Origin of the sequence: Nocardia aobensis NBRC 100429 (genome assembly GCF_000308375.1) — a bacterium.
In the GTDB taxonomy this organism is placed as follows: domain Bacteria; phylum Actinomycetota; class Actinomycetes; order Mycobacteriales; family Mycobacteriaceae; genus Nocardia; species Nocardia aobensis.
Genome location: NZ_BAFQ01000208.1, coordinates 1 through 14083, shown reverse-complemented (window position 1 = coordinate 14083; position 14083 = coordinate 1). Strand labels below are relative to the sequence as shown.

11 protein-coding genes and 1 riboswitch are annotated in these 14083 nt (G+C 68.0%); of the genes, 4 read left to right on the top strand and 7 right to left on the bottom strand.

Annotation, left to right across the window (positions count from 1 at the left end):
• Positions 1–37: 37 nt before the first annotated feature.
• The 3 genes from sdhC to RJ03_RS26885 form a co-directional block, all read right to left on the bottom strand.
• Positions 38–868 carry a succinate dehydrogenase subunit SdhC gene (gene sdhC, locus RJ03_RS26895; protein WP_036507256.1) on the bottom strand — a complete coding sequence of 277 codons (831 nt, stop codon included), beginning with the start codon at positions 866–868 and terminating at the stop codon, positions 38–40.
• 307 nt (positions 869–1175) lie between these two features.
• Positions 1176–1466 (bottom strand): Rv0250c family protein, encoded by a 291-nt coding sequence (locus RJ03_RS26890; RefSeq protein WP_036507253.1) that lies wholly within the window; start codon positions 1464–1466, stop codon positions 1176–1178.
• A 178-nt stretch (positions 1467–1644) separates the two neighbouring features.
• Positions 1645–2661 carry an alpha/beta fold hydrolase gene (locus tag RJ03_RS26885; protein WP_083871358.1) on the bottom strand — a complete coding sequence of 339 codons (1017 nt, stop codon included), beginning with the start codon at positions 2659–2661 and terminating at the stop codon, positions 1645–1647.
• A gap of 249 nt (positions 2662–2910) precedes the next feature.
• On the opposite strand from RJ03_RS26885, the gene RJ03_RS26880 reads away from it, so the two are divergent.
• Positions 2911–4041: an epoxide hydrolase family protein gene (locus RJ03_RS26880; protein ID WP_036507250.1), complete on the top strand. Its 1131-nt coding sequence runs from the start codon at positions 2911–2913 to the stop codon at positions 4039–4041.
• Positions 4042–4113: 72 nt separating this feature from the next.
• Here RJ03_RS26880 and RJ03_RS26875 read toward each other — a convergent pair whose 3' ends face one another.
• Entirely contained in the window at positions 4114–6069 is a 1956-nt protein-coding gene (locus RJ03_RS26875; RefSeq protein WP_036507246.1) for an acyl-CoA dehydrogenase family protein, read from the bottom strand.
• 95 nt (positions 6070–6164) lie between these two features.
• Positions 6165–7349, bottom strand: coding sequence for an ATP-binding protein (locus RJ03_RS26870; protein ID WP_036507243.1), 1185 nt, complete (start codon positions 7347–7349; stop codon positions 6165–6167).
• 161 nt (positions 7350–7510) lie between these two features.
• Between RJ03_RS26870 and RJ03_RS26865 the strand changes: the two genes are divergently transcribed.
• From RJ03_RS26865 to RJ03_RS26855, 3 genes are all read left to right on the top strand, one after another.
• The gene (locus RJ03_RS26865; protein WP_036507240.1) at positions 7511–7798 is read left to right on the top strand and encodes a hypothetical protein; all 288 of its coding nucleotides are present in this window, start codon (positions 7511–7513) and stop codon (positions 7796–7798) included.
• Positions 7799–8032: 234 nt separating this feature from the next.
• A riboswitch (cyclic di-AMP (ydaO/yuaA leader) is annotated at positions 8033–8197 on the top strand.
• An 18-nt stretch (positions 8198–8215) separates the two neighbouring features.
• Complete coding sequence (locus RJ03_RS26860) at positions 8216–8893, top strand: C40 family peptidase (protein WP_063820449.1); 678 nt, start codon at positions 8216–8218, stop codon at positions 8891–8893.
• Positions 8894–8953: 60 nt separating this feature from the next.
• Entirely contained in the window at positions 8954–9340 is a 387-nt protein-coding gene (locus tag RJ03_RS26855) for an RNA-binding S4 domain-containing protein (protein WP_036507237.1), read from the top strand.
• On the opposite strand, the gene RJ03_RS26850 is transcribed toward RJ03_RS26855, so the two are convergent.
• Both RJ03_RS26850 and RJ03_RS26845 read right to left on the bottom strand, forming a co-directional pair.
• The gene (locus RJ03_RS26850) at positions 9317–11071 is read right to left on the bottom strand and encodes a fatty acyl-AMP ligase (RefSeq protein ID WP_063820448.1); all 1755 of its coding nucleotides are present in this window, start codon (positions 11069–11071) and stop codon (positions 9317–9319) included. The two genes, RJ03_RS26855 and RJ03_RS26850, sit on opposite strands and share 24 nt — an antisense overlap.
• A 1-nt stretch (position 11072) precedes the next feature.
• Positions 11073–14083: SDR family NAD(P)-dependent oxidoreductase (locus tag RJ03_RS26845; RefSeq protein ID WP_036507235.1), on the bottom strand; the 3011-nt coding region annotated here is incomplete at its 5' end.

Sequence of the window (14083 nt, the reverse complement as noted above, 5' to 3'; positions counted from 1 at the left end):
GAGGAATGGGGCTCTATGGCGTTGTCTGTCGCCGGAATCAACCGATGAAACGCGGATCGGAGATGGTCCCGCTGGCGACCAGCATGATGTAGAAGTCGGTGATCGCCAGGGTGGCCAGCGTGGTCCATGCCAGCTGCATGTGCCGCGTGTTCAACTTCGACACCTGCGTCCACATCCAGTAGCGCACCGGATGGGCGGAGAAGTGTTTGAGACGGCCGCCGGTGATATGCCGGCAGGAGTGGCACGAGATCGTATATGCCCACAGCAGAACGACATTCACCACCAGGACGATGTTGCCCAGGCCGAAGCCGAAACCGCCGTCCTTGCCGTGGAACGCCATGACCGCGTCGTAGGTGTTGACCACCGACACGACGACCGCGATATAGAAGAAGTAGCGGTGCACGTTCTGGATGATCAGCGGAAGCCGCGTCTCACCGGTGTATTTGCCGTGCGGTTCGGCGACCGCGCAGGCCGGCGGCGAGAACCACACCGCGCGGTAGTAGGCCTTGCGGTAGTAGTAACAGGTCAACCGGAACAGCAGTAGGAACGGCAGCACCAGGAAACCGAGCGGAATCCACATCGGCAGGTTGCCGACCCAGTGCCCGAAGTGGCTCGAACCCTCGACGCACGAGGTACTCACGCAGGGTGAGTAGAACGGCGTCAGATAGTGGTAGTCGGAGACCCAATATGCCGTTCGCACAAAGGCTCTCACGGTTGCGTAGATGATGAATGCGGCCAGTCCGAGCACCGTGAGCAGTGGGGGGACCCACCATCGGTCGGTACGCAGAGTGCGCGTGGAAATGGCCGCGCGGCCTTTGCTGAAAACTCCCGTGCCCGCCTCGGGGGCGCGTGTCGGTGCTGCGCTCACTGCAAGCTGCCTCGCTGGTCTACCCCGTGGAACGTCATCGTTACCTCCGGCGTCGAATGTGATGCTGAGCACCATACGACAACCGGGCTATGACTCGAGGCCGGTCCAGACAAGATCTGTCGCCGCTCCGTCCTATGATTTGCGCCACATTTTCTGAGCGTTCGACGGCGGCGGTGCAACGAGTGAATGACGAGCTACTTCGGACCTTCTTCGCGAATACGGCGGGGTTGGGAACCGGCGGGCCGCAGCGCCGTCACGGCGGAATGGACGGCCGCCGCGACGACCCGTGCTGCTGGTGAACGCCGGGTTACTTGGTGCGCGGCCTCGAATGGAAGCCGAGACCCTCGTCCTGTGCGCCCATCCACGCCGCCTCGTCGGACTTGCTGTCCGGCACGTAGATGACCTCCTGCTGCCGGCGGCTGTCCACCTCGGGCGGCGGGGTGTGCTCGAATTCCTCGGCGTCGATGGCGAGTCGTTCGAGATCGTTCTCCAGTCGGCGGACCGAGTTGGCATCTCCGTAGTGGGTGCGCAACGCGCCGACGCATTGCCGGAGCTGTCCGACCGCGAAGCGCAGTTCTGCGATCTCACTGCGTGTCATCGAAACCTCCTGGTGCTTCCGGGCCGATCACCGGATCGGATCCCGCCCGCGGGCAAGATCAAACCTGTGACGGACCGCACATCGTGATCTACAACACATTACGTGATCATTCGCGTTCTGGCTCGTCGCAGATGGAAAAAGATCTCGCCACCTGCGCGCCCCGCGCGGTGCGCGAACCTCATCCGGCGGTCGGCAGGGGCGCCGCGACCGACGGGGACTCCATCCCGACGAGCGTGGCGAGAACCGGAAGCGCGGCGGTCTCGGCTCCACGACCTCCGTGGGTGACGGCCGGTGTTCCGGTCGCGCGGTCCACGAGTGCCGCGACGGCCACCGCCACCTCCTCGGCGCGCTCCAGGATGACGCTGTGTCCGGCGCCGTCGAGCCGGACCAGTTCGGCGCCGCCGAGTTGCGCGGCAAGGACCACCGAATGCGCGAACGGAATCATGATGTCGGCCGATCCGCCGAGAACCAGGGCCGGGAGATCCGACAGCAGGCGCAGGGTGGGCGTCTCGTCGAAGTGGATGAGTGAATCCAGGAAGTAGGCCATGGTCGGCAGCGGGGTGTCGTTGAGCATCGCGGTGGCGAGTGCGGCCATGCGCGGATTCACCCGCCGCGAGCCGAAACTCGCCTCTCGCACCATCGGCTCGAAAACGCGGCGCCCCAACCGCTTCGACACCTGCAGCGCCCGCGGCGCCCGCTGGACCACGACCCGCAGGGAGGTCACGGTGTGCCGGTTCAGCAATCGGCCCAGTCCCACCGCGGTGATGCCGGCGGCCGCCCCGGCGATCAGCCCGACGCCGACCAACCGGGTGCCGATCGTGGCCGGGAACAGGCGAGCGTATGCCAGCACCACCATCGCGCCCATGGAATGGCCGACCAGCACGACCGGGCCCGTCGGCGCGACCGCCCGCAGGACCGCGTCGAGATCGTGGCCCAGCTGGTCGATGGTGTAGGTCATCGGATCGGCGCCGGCGGAATCGCCGTGACCGCGGTGGTCGTAGAACACCATCCGGGTGCCGGAGCCCCAGTGCCGCAAAAGCTGATCTCGCAGGAACCACCAGGATTCGGTCCGCAGGCAGTGACCGTGGACGAAGACCACGGTCACCGAGGCCGTGGGCGGACCGAAGGTCCAGGCGGCCAAAGGGGTGCCGTCGTCGGCGCAGACGGTGACGCGGGTGGCGATCGTCGTGGACATGACGTCCTCCTGCAGAGTCCGTACCTGCCCGGATGTCGGATTTGATTGCCGTCGCGTTAACGGTCATAACCTGGTGTTATGCAGAAGTTGTACAACTGCTGCCGGTCGTTCGCCGACGATCCGGCGCGAGGGGAATCGTCAGAATATTTCCATCTCTACTGAGATTCATAGAAAGCCCTAGAAAGAACTCGACTCCGGCTCCCGGCACTAGGACCGAAACTGACCTATATCGCCCCTAGCGTGGTGTGCATGAGCGCAGAGATCCGCGGCTTCCGCATCGACATTCCGCAGTCCGATATCGACGATCTGCACGATCGGCTCGAGCGGACGCGCTGGGCGCCGCAACTGCCCGGCGCGGAGGGCAGCCGGGGTGTGCCGGTGACTCGGCTCCGCGAACTGGCCGACTACTGGCGCACCGAATACGACTGGCGGGCACAGGAAGCCCGGCTCAATCGCTTCCCGCAGTACCGCACCGAGATCGACGGTGTCGATGTGCACTTTCTGCACGTGCGCTCGCCCGAGCCGGAGGCGCTGCCGCTGGTTCTCAACCACGGCTGGCCCAACACCTTCGCCGAATTCGCCGGCCTCATCGACCTTCTCGTCGACCCCCGGGCGCACGGCGGCGATCCCGCGCGGGCCTTCCATGTGGTCGTACCGTCGGTGCCGGGATACGGATTCTCGGCCGCGCCTGCCGAAACCGGCTGGAGCACAGACCGTGTCGGCCGGATGTGGGTGGAACTGATGGCCCGGCTCGGCTACGAGAGGTACGGCGTACAGGGCGGCGACCTGGGCACCTACGTGGGCACCGCGATGGCCGAGGCGGCGCCCGACCGGGTGGCGGGGCTCTACATCACCGCCGGTCTCGGCTTCCCCACCGAGGCCGATGTGCCGGTCCTGACCGATGCCGAACGAGCCGGCTACGAGGCGATGATGTCGGCGGACTGGGTCAACGGCGTGGATCATCACGGGCTGCTGCGTGCGGCGCCGCAGACCTTCTCGATCGGGTGGAACGATTCACCCGCCGCCGCCCTGGCCTGGATGGTGCAGAAGTACACCGACTTCAGCGCCGCCGGCGCGCTCGATGCGGCGATCGACCGCGACGCGCTGCTGACCACCGTCGGCATCTACTGGTTCACCCAGAGCTTCGGGACGTCGGCGTGGTCGTACTACGACAGCACCGGCTTCGCCTGGCCGACCGGTTCGGCGCAGGTCCCGACCGGGGTGTACAGCGGCGCACCGGGCATCCGCCGGCTCGCCGAACGCACCGCGAAGATCGTGCACTGGCCGGAGGGTAATCCGGCGGGACACCATTTCATCGCGATGGATCAGCCGGGGGCATATGCGGCCGACCTGCGCAGATTCTTCGGCGATCTCGCCTGAGTGACGTGCCATCGGGAAATCTGAGGCTCTCGATCATTGAAACTAGACAGCCCTAGATTTCCCGATGGATCGCTACACGTCGGCCGCCGTGCGCGTGGACGGCAGGAACGGGGTGAGCAGATTGTGCTCGGTGGACGGGCCGAATTCCCACTCCGCGATCCACGGACCGGTGCCCTCGCTCGGATCGAGCACGCCCGACTCCAGCCATTCGTAGCGGCCCTCGAGCACCTGCCGGGTCAGCGCGGTGTCGGCGTCGTCGGTGTTGTCCCACAGCGCGTCGAAGGCGGCCTCGACCCGCAATCGGGACTGGCGGCAGAAGGTGTCGGCCAGTTCCGTCGCCGCGGCCGCGTCCCGGCTGTCCTCGGCGCGCATGGCCTGGGCCCGGACGCACGCCGCCGACATGGCGAACAGTTCCGCGCCGATATCGACGAGGCGGCCCAGGAACCCCTGCCGGTATTCGAGTTTCGCCTGCCAGCGCGCCATCGCGTACATCAGTTCGCGCGCCTGCTTGCGCGACATCCGCTCGACGAAGCGCAGATGCGTTGCCAGCGGCCCGAATTCGGTGTAGCCGGCGGGGAGCGTGCCACGGCCGACCGCCAACTGCGGGAACCATTTCGCGTAGAAGCCGCTCGCCCCGACCGCGGCGGTTGCCTTGTCCTTCAGTGCCGCATGGCGATCCACGAGCGCACCCGCGGCGGCCATATGCGCATCGGCCATCTCCCGGGCGATCAGCAGCCGCATGATCTCGCTGGAACCTTCGAAGATCCGATTGATCCGCAGATCGCGCACCAGTTGTTCGGCCGGTACCGCGCGCTCGCCCCGATGGCGCAGGGAGGCGGCGGTCTCGTAGCCGCGGCCGCCGCGGATCTGGACCAGTTCGTCGGCGATGCGACAGCTCATCTCGGAGGCCCACAGTTTGGCCAGTGCGGCTTCGATGCGGATGTCGTTGCGCGCCTCGTCGCACATCGTCCCGGACAGTTCGAGGACCGCCTCCAGCGCGAAAGCGGTTGCGGCGACGAAGGATATCTTCGACGCGACCGCCGCGTGTTCACCGACCGGGCGGCCCCACTGCACGCGCGCCGCCGACCAGCCGCGGCTGATCTTCAGCGACCACTTCGCCGCCGCGGTGCACAGGGCGGGGATGGCCAGCCGTCCCGCGTTGAGCGTGGTCAGCGCGATCTTCAGGCCGTCGCCCTCGCGTCCGATCAGATTGCGCGCCGGCACCCGGACCTTGTGCATGCGGGTGACGCCGTTCTCGATCCCGTGCAAACCCATGAAGGCGTTGCGGCGCTCGACGGTGATGCCGGGGGTGTCGGCCTCCACCACGAAGGCGGATATCCCGCCGCGATGGCCGGGGCTCTTCGGCACCCGCGCCATCACCACCAGCAGTTCGGCGACCACACCGTTGGTCGTCCACAACTTCACGCCGTCGAGTTCGTAGGCCTCGCCGTCGGCGGTCGGGGTCGCGGTACTCGCCATCCGGGCCGGGTCCGATCCGACGTCCGGTTCGGTCAGCAGGAAGGCGCTGACCGCGCCCCGCGCGCACCGGGGCAGGAATTCGCGCTTCTGTTCCTCGGTGCCGGCCAGCTTCAGCGGTTCCGGTACGCCGATCGACTGATGTGCCGACAGCAGTACGCCCAAACTCGCGTGCACCGAGCCGACCATCATCAGCGCCCGGTTGTAGCCGACCTGCGACAGGCCCTGCCCACCGTATTCCGGCGGGATCTTGAGCCCGAAGCAGCCGAGTTCGGCCAGGCCCCGGACGTAGTCGTCGGGGATCTTCGATTCGGCCTCGATGACCGACCCGTCCAGCGTCTCGCAGAAGGCCCGCAGGCGTTCCAGATAGGCCTCGGTCCGCGCGGCGTCGTCGGGAGCCGGTTGCGGATATGGATGGATCAGGTCGAGCCGGAACCGGCCGAGGAACATCTGCTTGGCGAACGACGGTTTGGCCCAGGTGCTTTCGCGCGATTCCTCGACCAGTGCGCGGGCCTGCTCTTCGGTGGCGTGAACTTTCGCGGCTGTCGCCATGGGATCCTCCCTCGAAACGTGACCAGGATCACATTCGAGTGTAGGAGAGTTAGTTACTCGCTGGTAGGCCTACGGCGAAATCGGAAGACGAAGAATTACTGGACGCCGCGCAGATACCGCCCGAAATGTGGCACCGTGAAGCCGATGGTGCCCCGCTCGGCCGAATAGATCAGCCCCTTCTTGATGAGCCCGTCCCGGGCCGGAGACAGGGACGCGGGTTTGCGACCCAGTTCCCTGGCGACCGCCGCGGTCGGTACCGGCCCGTCGTCGCCGGCCAGATCGGCCATCGCCCGCATGTACTCGCGCTCGGCGGGAGTTGCCCGCTCGTAGCGGGAGCCGAAGAAGCCGACCGCCAGTTCCTCTTCGGCCGCCGGGGCCGCCAGTTCCACATCCTCGGCGCCGATCGGGCTACGGGCGGCCACATCCCAGGTGGCCTTACCGTAGGCCTGGACGAAATAGGGGTAGCCATCTGCCTTGTCGTACAAGGCTTTCAGCGCCTCCTCGGTGAACTCCACCGCCTCGCGCTCGGCGGGCGCGATCAGCGCGCGATCCGCGGAATCGCGATCGAGCCGGTCGATGCGGTGGTAGCCGAAAAGTCGCTCGGAATAGCTCTTGGAGGCCGAGAGCACGGCCGGCAGATGTGGCAGGCCGGCGCCCACCACGATCAGCGGCGCTGTCTCCTGGCTCAGTTCATGGCAGGCGCCGCAGATGGCGGAGATGTCGGCCGGTCCCAGATCCTGCATCTCGTCGATGAACACGGCGATGCCGACGCCGATATCGCGGGCCAGCTGAGCCGCCTCGAGGAGCAACTCCACCAGATCGATCTCGATGTCACCGGAGTCCGCGCGTCCCGTGACGGCCGGGACGTCGATTCCGGGTTGCCAGCGTTCGCGCATCCCCTTGTCGGCGGTCGCGCGCAGGGCGAAGGCCTTGAGGATGCCCAGGAAATCGTCGACCATCTCGGGATTGCGATGGGCGACCGCGATCTGGCGCACCGCCATATGCAGCGCCGAGGCCAGCGGCCGTCGCAATTCCTGATCCGGGCGGGCCTCCAGTTTGCCGGTTCCCCACCCGCGCGAGCGGGCCGTGGACCGAAGTTGATTGAGCAGCACCGTTTTTCCCACGCCGCGCAGGCCGGTGAGCATCACACTGCGTTCGGGACGTCCGCGCGAGATGCGTTCGAGCACGATGTCGAACGCGTCGAGCTGTTTGTCGCGCCCGGCGAGTTCGGGCGGGCGCTGGCCGGCGCCCGGGGCATACGGATTCCGCACGGGGTCCATGCCCCGACACCGTAGCGCGTTCGCACCGAAATCTCGGGATATATACGGGATGTCCTAGATTGCGCTATCCAATCGAATGGCAGCCGCCGCGCGGGGTGACCGGGCGCCGTGCGCTCTACGCTGGGGGCCGATCGAGGTCCGAAATGTCCGCAGGAGGGGTCATGTCCACCGATTCGGAAGATCAGCAGTCCGGCGATCGGCCGAACCCCACGGTGGCCGAGGTCGTCGGATCCTGGGACGTGCCCGCCGGAGCGAGCGTGGCGCGGCAGATTCGCGACAACATCCTGCACGCGATCGCGCAGGGGTACGACGATCCGCAACTGGTGGCCGATCTCGCGGTCGGTCCCCTCGTGATCGCCCTGGGCCGGCTGGAAACCGAACTGGCGGACGCGCGTGGTCGCATCGCGGAACTGGAGCGCGCGGTCCGGCCGCGCGGCGAGGGCGAGTGAACCGGCCGCCGGTGTAACGCCCGGGCGACTCGTTTCGATAACGAGCGCAAGGCCGTGGATACCGTGTCGTGATCTCCATAGCAGATCGATTCGCCGGGCTGTAATCGGGGGTGGTCCTGGCGATTTGGCGACACGCGGGCAGACACGCCGTCGTGTGGGGTGGACAACAACACCGAGCCGTCGTAATCTCTTCGTGACTTCGCGGAGTATGTCGCTTCATTAGAGGGGCGGCCCGCTGAGTCACCGCCTAATCAGCAGTCGAGTGGGCAGCTCGATCGCTGAACCGGGGACCCAGGTTACTGGGGTGAATCCTCTTCGGTCGCAAGGTCGATGGGGTAGGGCCGAATCTTCCCGGTCCGAACCCGTCAGCTAACCCGGTCGGCGCGTGGGCAAGGAAGAAACAGGAGACTCAGCTCGGTGGGTAAACACAGTCTGCAACGGGAATCTCGGCTGCCGAATTCCGTCAAGGGTGCGCTGGTCTGCGGCGCAGTAGCGGCAACAACCGGTGCGATACCGGCGATTCCGGCCATGGCGGCCACGATCAACGTTCCCGGCGTCGGCAACTTCGACGTTCCGCTGGGTTCGGATTTCGACCAGCAGGTCAGCCAGGCGAACCAGGTGCTCGCCGATCACGCGGATCAGATCAAGGGAGTTCAGCAGGCGCTGAGCTCGCAGGCGATCGCGCCCAGCATCCCCAACGCCGCGCAGAACCCGATGGGTAGCATGTTCGGCCAGCCGCAGCAGCAGCACGGCGTCGGCGACGTCGCCCTCGACGCTGCGCGCAGCAAGATCGGCGCCGACTACGTGTGGGGCGCCTCCGGTCCGGCGAACTTCGACTGCTCCGGTCTGGTGCAGTGGGCGTACAAGCAGGCCGGAATTCAGCTGCCGCGTACCAGCTTCGAACAGTCGCATGTCGGCAAGCCGGTCGCTTTCCAGGACCTGAAGCCGGGCGACCTGGTCATCCAGAACGGCGGCGGCCATGTGGCCATGTACGCCGGGGATGGCAAGATTCTCCAGGCGCCGCAGTCGGGTGAGACCGTCAGCTACGCGCATCTGGATCCTGATTCGGTCGTCACCGCACGCCGCGTCGCCTAGTCGTTTCGCTCGACAGCATGGCCCGGCGGTGATCCGCCGGGCCTACTGTGAGGAGCGAAACTGGAACGGGCACAACCAGCTACAGCTCGGGTCGACTCCTGGATCTGGGCTGTCCGGCTGTTCAAAACTCGATCCGCTGCGGCCACCGCGTGCCGCGGCGGTCACGTACGTGTCAACGGCACCGCCGTCAAACCCGCTCATCAGATCAAGTCCGGTGATGAGGTGCGGGTCCGTAATGCCGGAGCCGAACGTATCGTCGTCGTGGTCCGGCTGGTCGTCAAACGCGTCGGCGCTTCGATCGCCACGCAGTGCTATATCGACAAGAGCCCTCCCCCGCCCGCACCCGAAATCGTCGCCGCGATGCCCAAGCGCGACCGCGGTGCCGGACGGCCCACCAAGCGCGAACGCCGCGAGACCGATCGGCTACTCGGCCGCGATTCGACCTGAGGTCGCGGGGCGGGGCTCCGCTTCGATGCCGGTGCCGCCGCCGAACTTCCCTGCCCGATAGAGTTCGCGGCACTCGCCCCGGCGCAGCTTTCCGCTCGAGGTCTTCGGAATCGCGCCGCGCGGCAGTAACAGCACCTCCGCCGGCGAGATGCCGTGCACCGTCGCCACCGCGGCCCGGACCCGCCGGCCGAGATCGTTCGCGGCGGGCTGTGGGCTCGTCATTTCCGCGATGATCACCAGGTCCTCACGTTCACCGGTATCGACACCGAACGCCGCGATATGCCCGGGCCGCAGTTCGGGCGCCGCGTCGGCGGCGGTGGCTTCGATATCGGCGGGGAAGTGGTTGCGGCCGTCGATGACGATGGTGTCGCGCAAGCGTCCCGCGATGTAGAGACCCCCGTTGTGGACGACACCGAGATCGCCGGTGCGCAGCCATGTTCCGGGCTCGCCGGGCAGCACCGCGCCGAAGGTGGCGGCGGTCCGCTCGCGCAGTCCCGCATATCCCGCACCGACATTCGGGCCCTGCACCCAGATCTCGCCGACAAAACCGTCGTCGCGGGGGGTGAGAGTGATCGGGTCGACGATGAGCACGGTTTGCCCGGCGGGACGGCCACAGTCGACCAGGGCGATACCATCCGCCCGGCCGCCGAGCGCATGGCGCGCGGACGCGACGATCGCCCGGCCCGAGCCGAGGGCGGCGCGGTCGAATTCGACGCAGACCGGTTCCGCCTCCGGGCGCGAGATGGTGACCGGAAGGGTCGCCTCCGCCAAGCCGTATCCCGCGGTGTGGGCCCGGTGGCGAAACCCGTGCGGTGCGAAGGTACGGGTGAAGGCGCCCAGGGCGGTGGCGCGGATCGGTTCGGCCCCGTTGAGCAGCAGATCCAGCGGCGACAGATCGAGACCGTCGCGTTCCTCCGCGCTGGTACCCGAAACCGCCAGGGACAGACCGAAATTCGGGCTCGCGGTCGCGGTCGCGCGATAGTCGCTGCACGCGCGCAGCCATCGGATCGGCCGTTTGGCGAAATCGGCCGGTGGCAGCGTGATCGCATGGACGCCGAGATACAGCGGCAGCGCCAGGGCGAACACCAGGCCCATATCGTGGAAGAACGGGAGCCAGTTCACCATCGGGCCATCGTCGGCCGGTGCCAGGGCGCCATGCAGCTGATCCAGTGCCGCAGCGAGGTTCACATGGGAAACACACACTCCCGCAGGCGAAGTGGTGGACCCGGAGGTGTACTGGAGGTAGGCGGGATGCGCGCCGACCGTATCCACTCGGACATCGTCGGTGCGAGCGTGCGCATCGACCGTGAGGAGTTCGCGGTGCGGCAGGCGATCGGCATCGGGACCTCGGGCGCCGGGCACCGGCTGCGCCGAACCGGGCGAGACGAGACACAGCCTCGGCTCGGCATCGCCGAGGATCGTTCGCAACCGGCCGGCATTGTGGCGCAACGTGTCCGGGAACAGCGGCACGGCGGTGCGTGCGCTGTAGAGACAGCCGAGGAAGGCGACGACATAGTCCAGGCCGTGTTCGCACTGAATGGCGACGCGATCACCGGGCACCGACCGTTCGCGGATGGCGGCTGCCAGTGCGCCCGCCGCGCGGTGCAGTTCCGAGGTCGTCACGGTGACCGTCACCGGTCGGCCGCCGGGATGAGAGAGGGCGGTGAAGGCCGGATCGTCCGGTGCTTCCGCAGCCCGCGCCGCAACGGCCGCCGCCAATCGGTCGGTCATATCACTCCTGTCGCGGCAACCGCGCTGCCAGTGCCGCCGACAAGGCTGTGACGGAGGGGTTGTCGAACAGCTCGGCCGTTGCGATACGAATTCCCAGCCCGGCCTCCAAACGGCGTCGTAGATCGATCGCCAGAAGCGAGGAGAGGTTCAGCGTCGCGAAGTCGGCATCGGAATCGACGGATTCGACCGGGCGCGAGAGCGCGCCGGCGACTGTGGCGCGAACGATGCGCCGAACCTCCTCCGCGTTCGTCACGGTATCGGCCGGTGCTGCTTCGCGTGCCGGACCGACCGGCAGTGAGCCGGTCCTCTGCGGTGGTCGCCGAGGCGCGGAGGGAACCCGCCGGTCCGGCCGCGACGAAGAATCATGGTGCGGCGCAGCAGGAATCAGCGCCTCGCGCAGCCGGGCTGCGATCGGGCCGGAGTCGTCGGTGGGCGTGTAATCCAGCGCGAGCACCACCGGTTGCGGTCGGCCGAGGACCGCGGAGAGCACGGACATGCCGCGGGCGACATCGAAGGGCGTGATGCCGGCCGTTCGCAGATGCGTGGCGCCCCCGGCCGAGCGGGCGAGTCCGGCGTCCCAGCTGCCCCAGGCGATGCTGGTCACCGATCGGCCGGTGGCGCCGAGCGCCAGCGCGTCCAGAGCCGCATTCGCCGCGGCGTACGCGGCCTGTCCGGGGGCGCCGAAAAGCCCGGTCGCGGAGGAGAACAGGACGGTGAAGTCGACCGGGTCGTCCGCTGTCAGTTCGATCAGTGAGATGGCAGCGGTCACTTTGGGTCCGAAGTGCAATGCCAGCGATTCGCCTGTCACCCTGTCGAATTCGGCGTCCTGCAACATGCCCGCGGCGTGCACCAGGCCGCGAATCGTCGATCCGCATGCCCGGATGTCGTCGAGCGCGTTGGCCAGGTCCGCGCGATCGGCGGCATCACAGCGCACGACCACCACCCGGTCCTCGGCGCCGTCGAGTAGCGGCGGCAGCGGCCGGGGACGCCGGGTCAGGACTACGACATCGCGCGCTCCCTGTTCGAGCAGCCACCGAACCGCGGCGGCCCCCAGCGCGCCGAGCCCGCCGGTGACCACGTAGGTCCCGTCGGCGCAGAGCGGAACCGCGGAACCGGTTCCTCCGAGCCGTCGGAACCGCCGCACGAGCGTTCGCGCACCTTCGACACGCACTTCCGCGGGCCCACCCGAACGGAGCACGAGGTCGCTTACGGCATCGGCGCCTGATTCGTCGGACCAGATCAGGCGCACCGGTCGGCCGGATTCCAACTGCAGGGTCCGTACCAGTGCGGCGACGGCGTTGTGTGCGGCGGATGCCGGATGACGCAGCACCACGGTGAGGCTCGCCGTCGTTTCCGCGGCGATCACCTGCTGCAGGACGCGCATGGCTTGCCCGAGGCCGGTGACGAGCGAATCGCCGCGTGCGGCGTCGGTCCCCGTACCGCTCGGGCCCGTATCCGGCCAGACCAGGACGACAGCCGTGGGGGCCGATCGTCCAGCTGCCGCCGACAAGGCCGTCGACTCGCCGGGCTCGCGGGCGATCCGCTCGGCGGGGATATGCCGGTCCAGGGCGCGGGCGATCGACTTCGCGAGGCGCGATTCCCCGACGACCGCAACCCGCTCGATCACCGGATTCACCGCCTCCGCACCTCGGGCGGAGAACGGCGAGGCGATCCACTGTTCCTCGCGCAGTACGGAGTTCGCCCACTCGGGTGCCGTGGCGACCGTGGCGTCGTACTCGGCTCGTCCCCGCACGGCGGTGTGCCCGCGAAGCACGTGCATCCCCGCGCTCGCGATGCCGCCGAAATCGACACCGGCACTGCCTGATTCGCGCGGCGCATCCGAAACCGGTGTGCGAGTTTTCTCCGGCTGCGTGTAGGGGCCGTCGTCGGCGGTGGCGCCGGAACGGTCGCCGCCGAACTCGGTGTCTCCGGATGGGCGGGAGGTGTGTCCGGACCGGAAACCCGGCGCTCGCCCCGAGACGAAACCCTTGCCCGAGAAGGCAATCCGCACACCGATGAACGCGAGTGCGGGGGCGTCGTCCTGGTCCAGCGCGATGACATCGCACAGGAGGCCGCCCGGCTCGTGCTCCCGTACGAACGCGTGCGCCTCGGTCAGCAGCACGCGCTGCGCATCGGAAAGCCACACCGACGCGATCGCCGCGGGCACCGTGAGTCCGTCCGCGGGCAGTACCTCCCGGCCGGCGGCGGCGATCAGCTGCAGACAGCCGTCGAGCGCGGCGGTGGACAGCGGAATCGAATCGAAGACGCCGACCGCGGTACGGCTTCCGGCACGAACGGCCGCCAGCGGGCGAAAGCGCGGACCGTAGTCGAGTCCGCGGTGGCGCAGGGATGCGTAGAACTCGTCGATATCGAGTTCGTCCGCTGCCGCAACGGAGGTTCGATGGTGGTCCACCGTGCGCATCCAGCCGAGGATGTCGGCGGGCGCGGCGGCGCTGTCGGCACGTGCCGAGGCGAGCGACACCGGCCCCAGCAGTACGCGCAGATCCGAACCGCTGCGGTAGCCGACCGCCGCGAGATCGGCGATATCCGTGCGTTCGTGCACCGCGAAGTCGGCCAGCCGAATCGGGCCGGGTGCCGAATCCAGCAGGCGCCGAATCCAATACGCGGCGGGAACGGTCGGCACGCCGTCCACCACGTGATCGTCGAGACGCTCGCGCCCGGGGTCGGTCGTGGTGCGGGTGAGCAGTGGGAAAGCTTTTCGCCGCCACCGCCGTTCGATCACCGGACCGGCAGCCGGGCCCTGGATCGACCAGTCGACGTGACGCCCCCGCACATACATCGCGCCGACGGTCCGGAGCAGGGCGGCGACCTCGCCGTCGCGCTGCGCGGCCGCGCAGACGGAGTCGGCCAGTTCGGGATAGTCCCGTACGGCCGGCGCCAGCACCGGATGCGGCGATATCTCCACGATCGAGGTGTATCCCCGGCTTACGGCCGATTCGACGGCAGCGTCCAGATGGACGGTGCCGCAGAGGTTGTCGATCCAGTACTCGG

Bases quoted from the DNA above. Each gene is read 5' to 3' on its own strand.
- RJ03_RS26890 (WP_036507253.1), bottom strand. From the start codon at position 1,466: ATGACACGCAGTGAGATCGCAGAACTGCGCTTCGCGGTCGGACAGCTC.
- RJ03_RS26885 (WP_083871358.1), bottom strand. From the start codon at position 2,661: ATGTCCACGACGATCGCCACCCGCGTCACCGTCTGCGCCGACGACGGC.
- RJ03_RS26880 (WP_036507250.1), top strand. From the start codon at position 2,911: ATGAGCGCAGAGATCCGCGGCTTCCGCATCGACATTCCGCAGTCCGAT.
- RJ03_RS26870 (WP_036507243.1), bottom strand. From the start codon at position 7,349: ATGGACCCCGTGCGGAATCCGTATGCCCCGGGCGCCGGCCAGCGCCCG.
- RJ03_RS26865 (WP_036507240.1), top strand. From the start codon at position 7,511: ATGTCCACCGATTCGGAAGATCAGCAGTCCGGCGATCGGCCGAACCCC.
- RJ03_RS26850 (WP_063820448.1), bottom strand. From the start codon at position 11,071: ATGACCGACCGATTGGCGGCGGCCGTTGCGGCGCGGGCTGCGGAAGCA.
- RJ03_RS26875 (WP_036507246.1), bottom strand. From the start codon at position 6,069: ATGGCGACAGCCGCGAAAGTTCACGCCACCGAAGAGCAGGCCCGCGCA.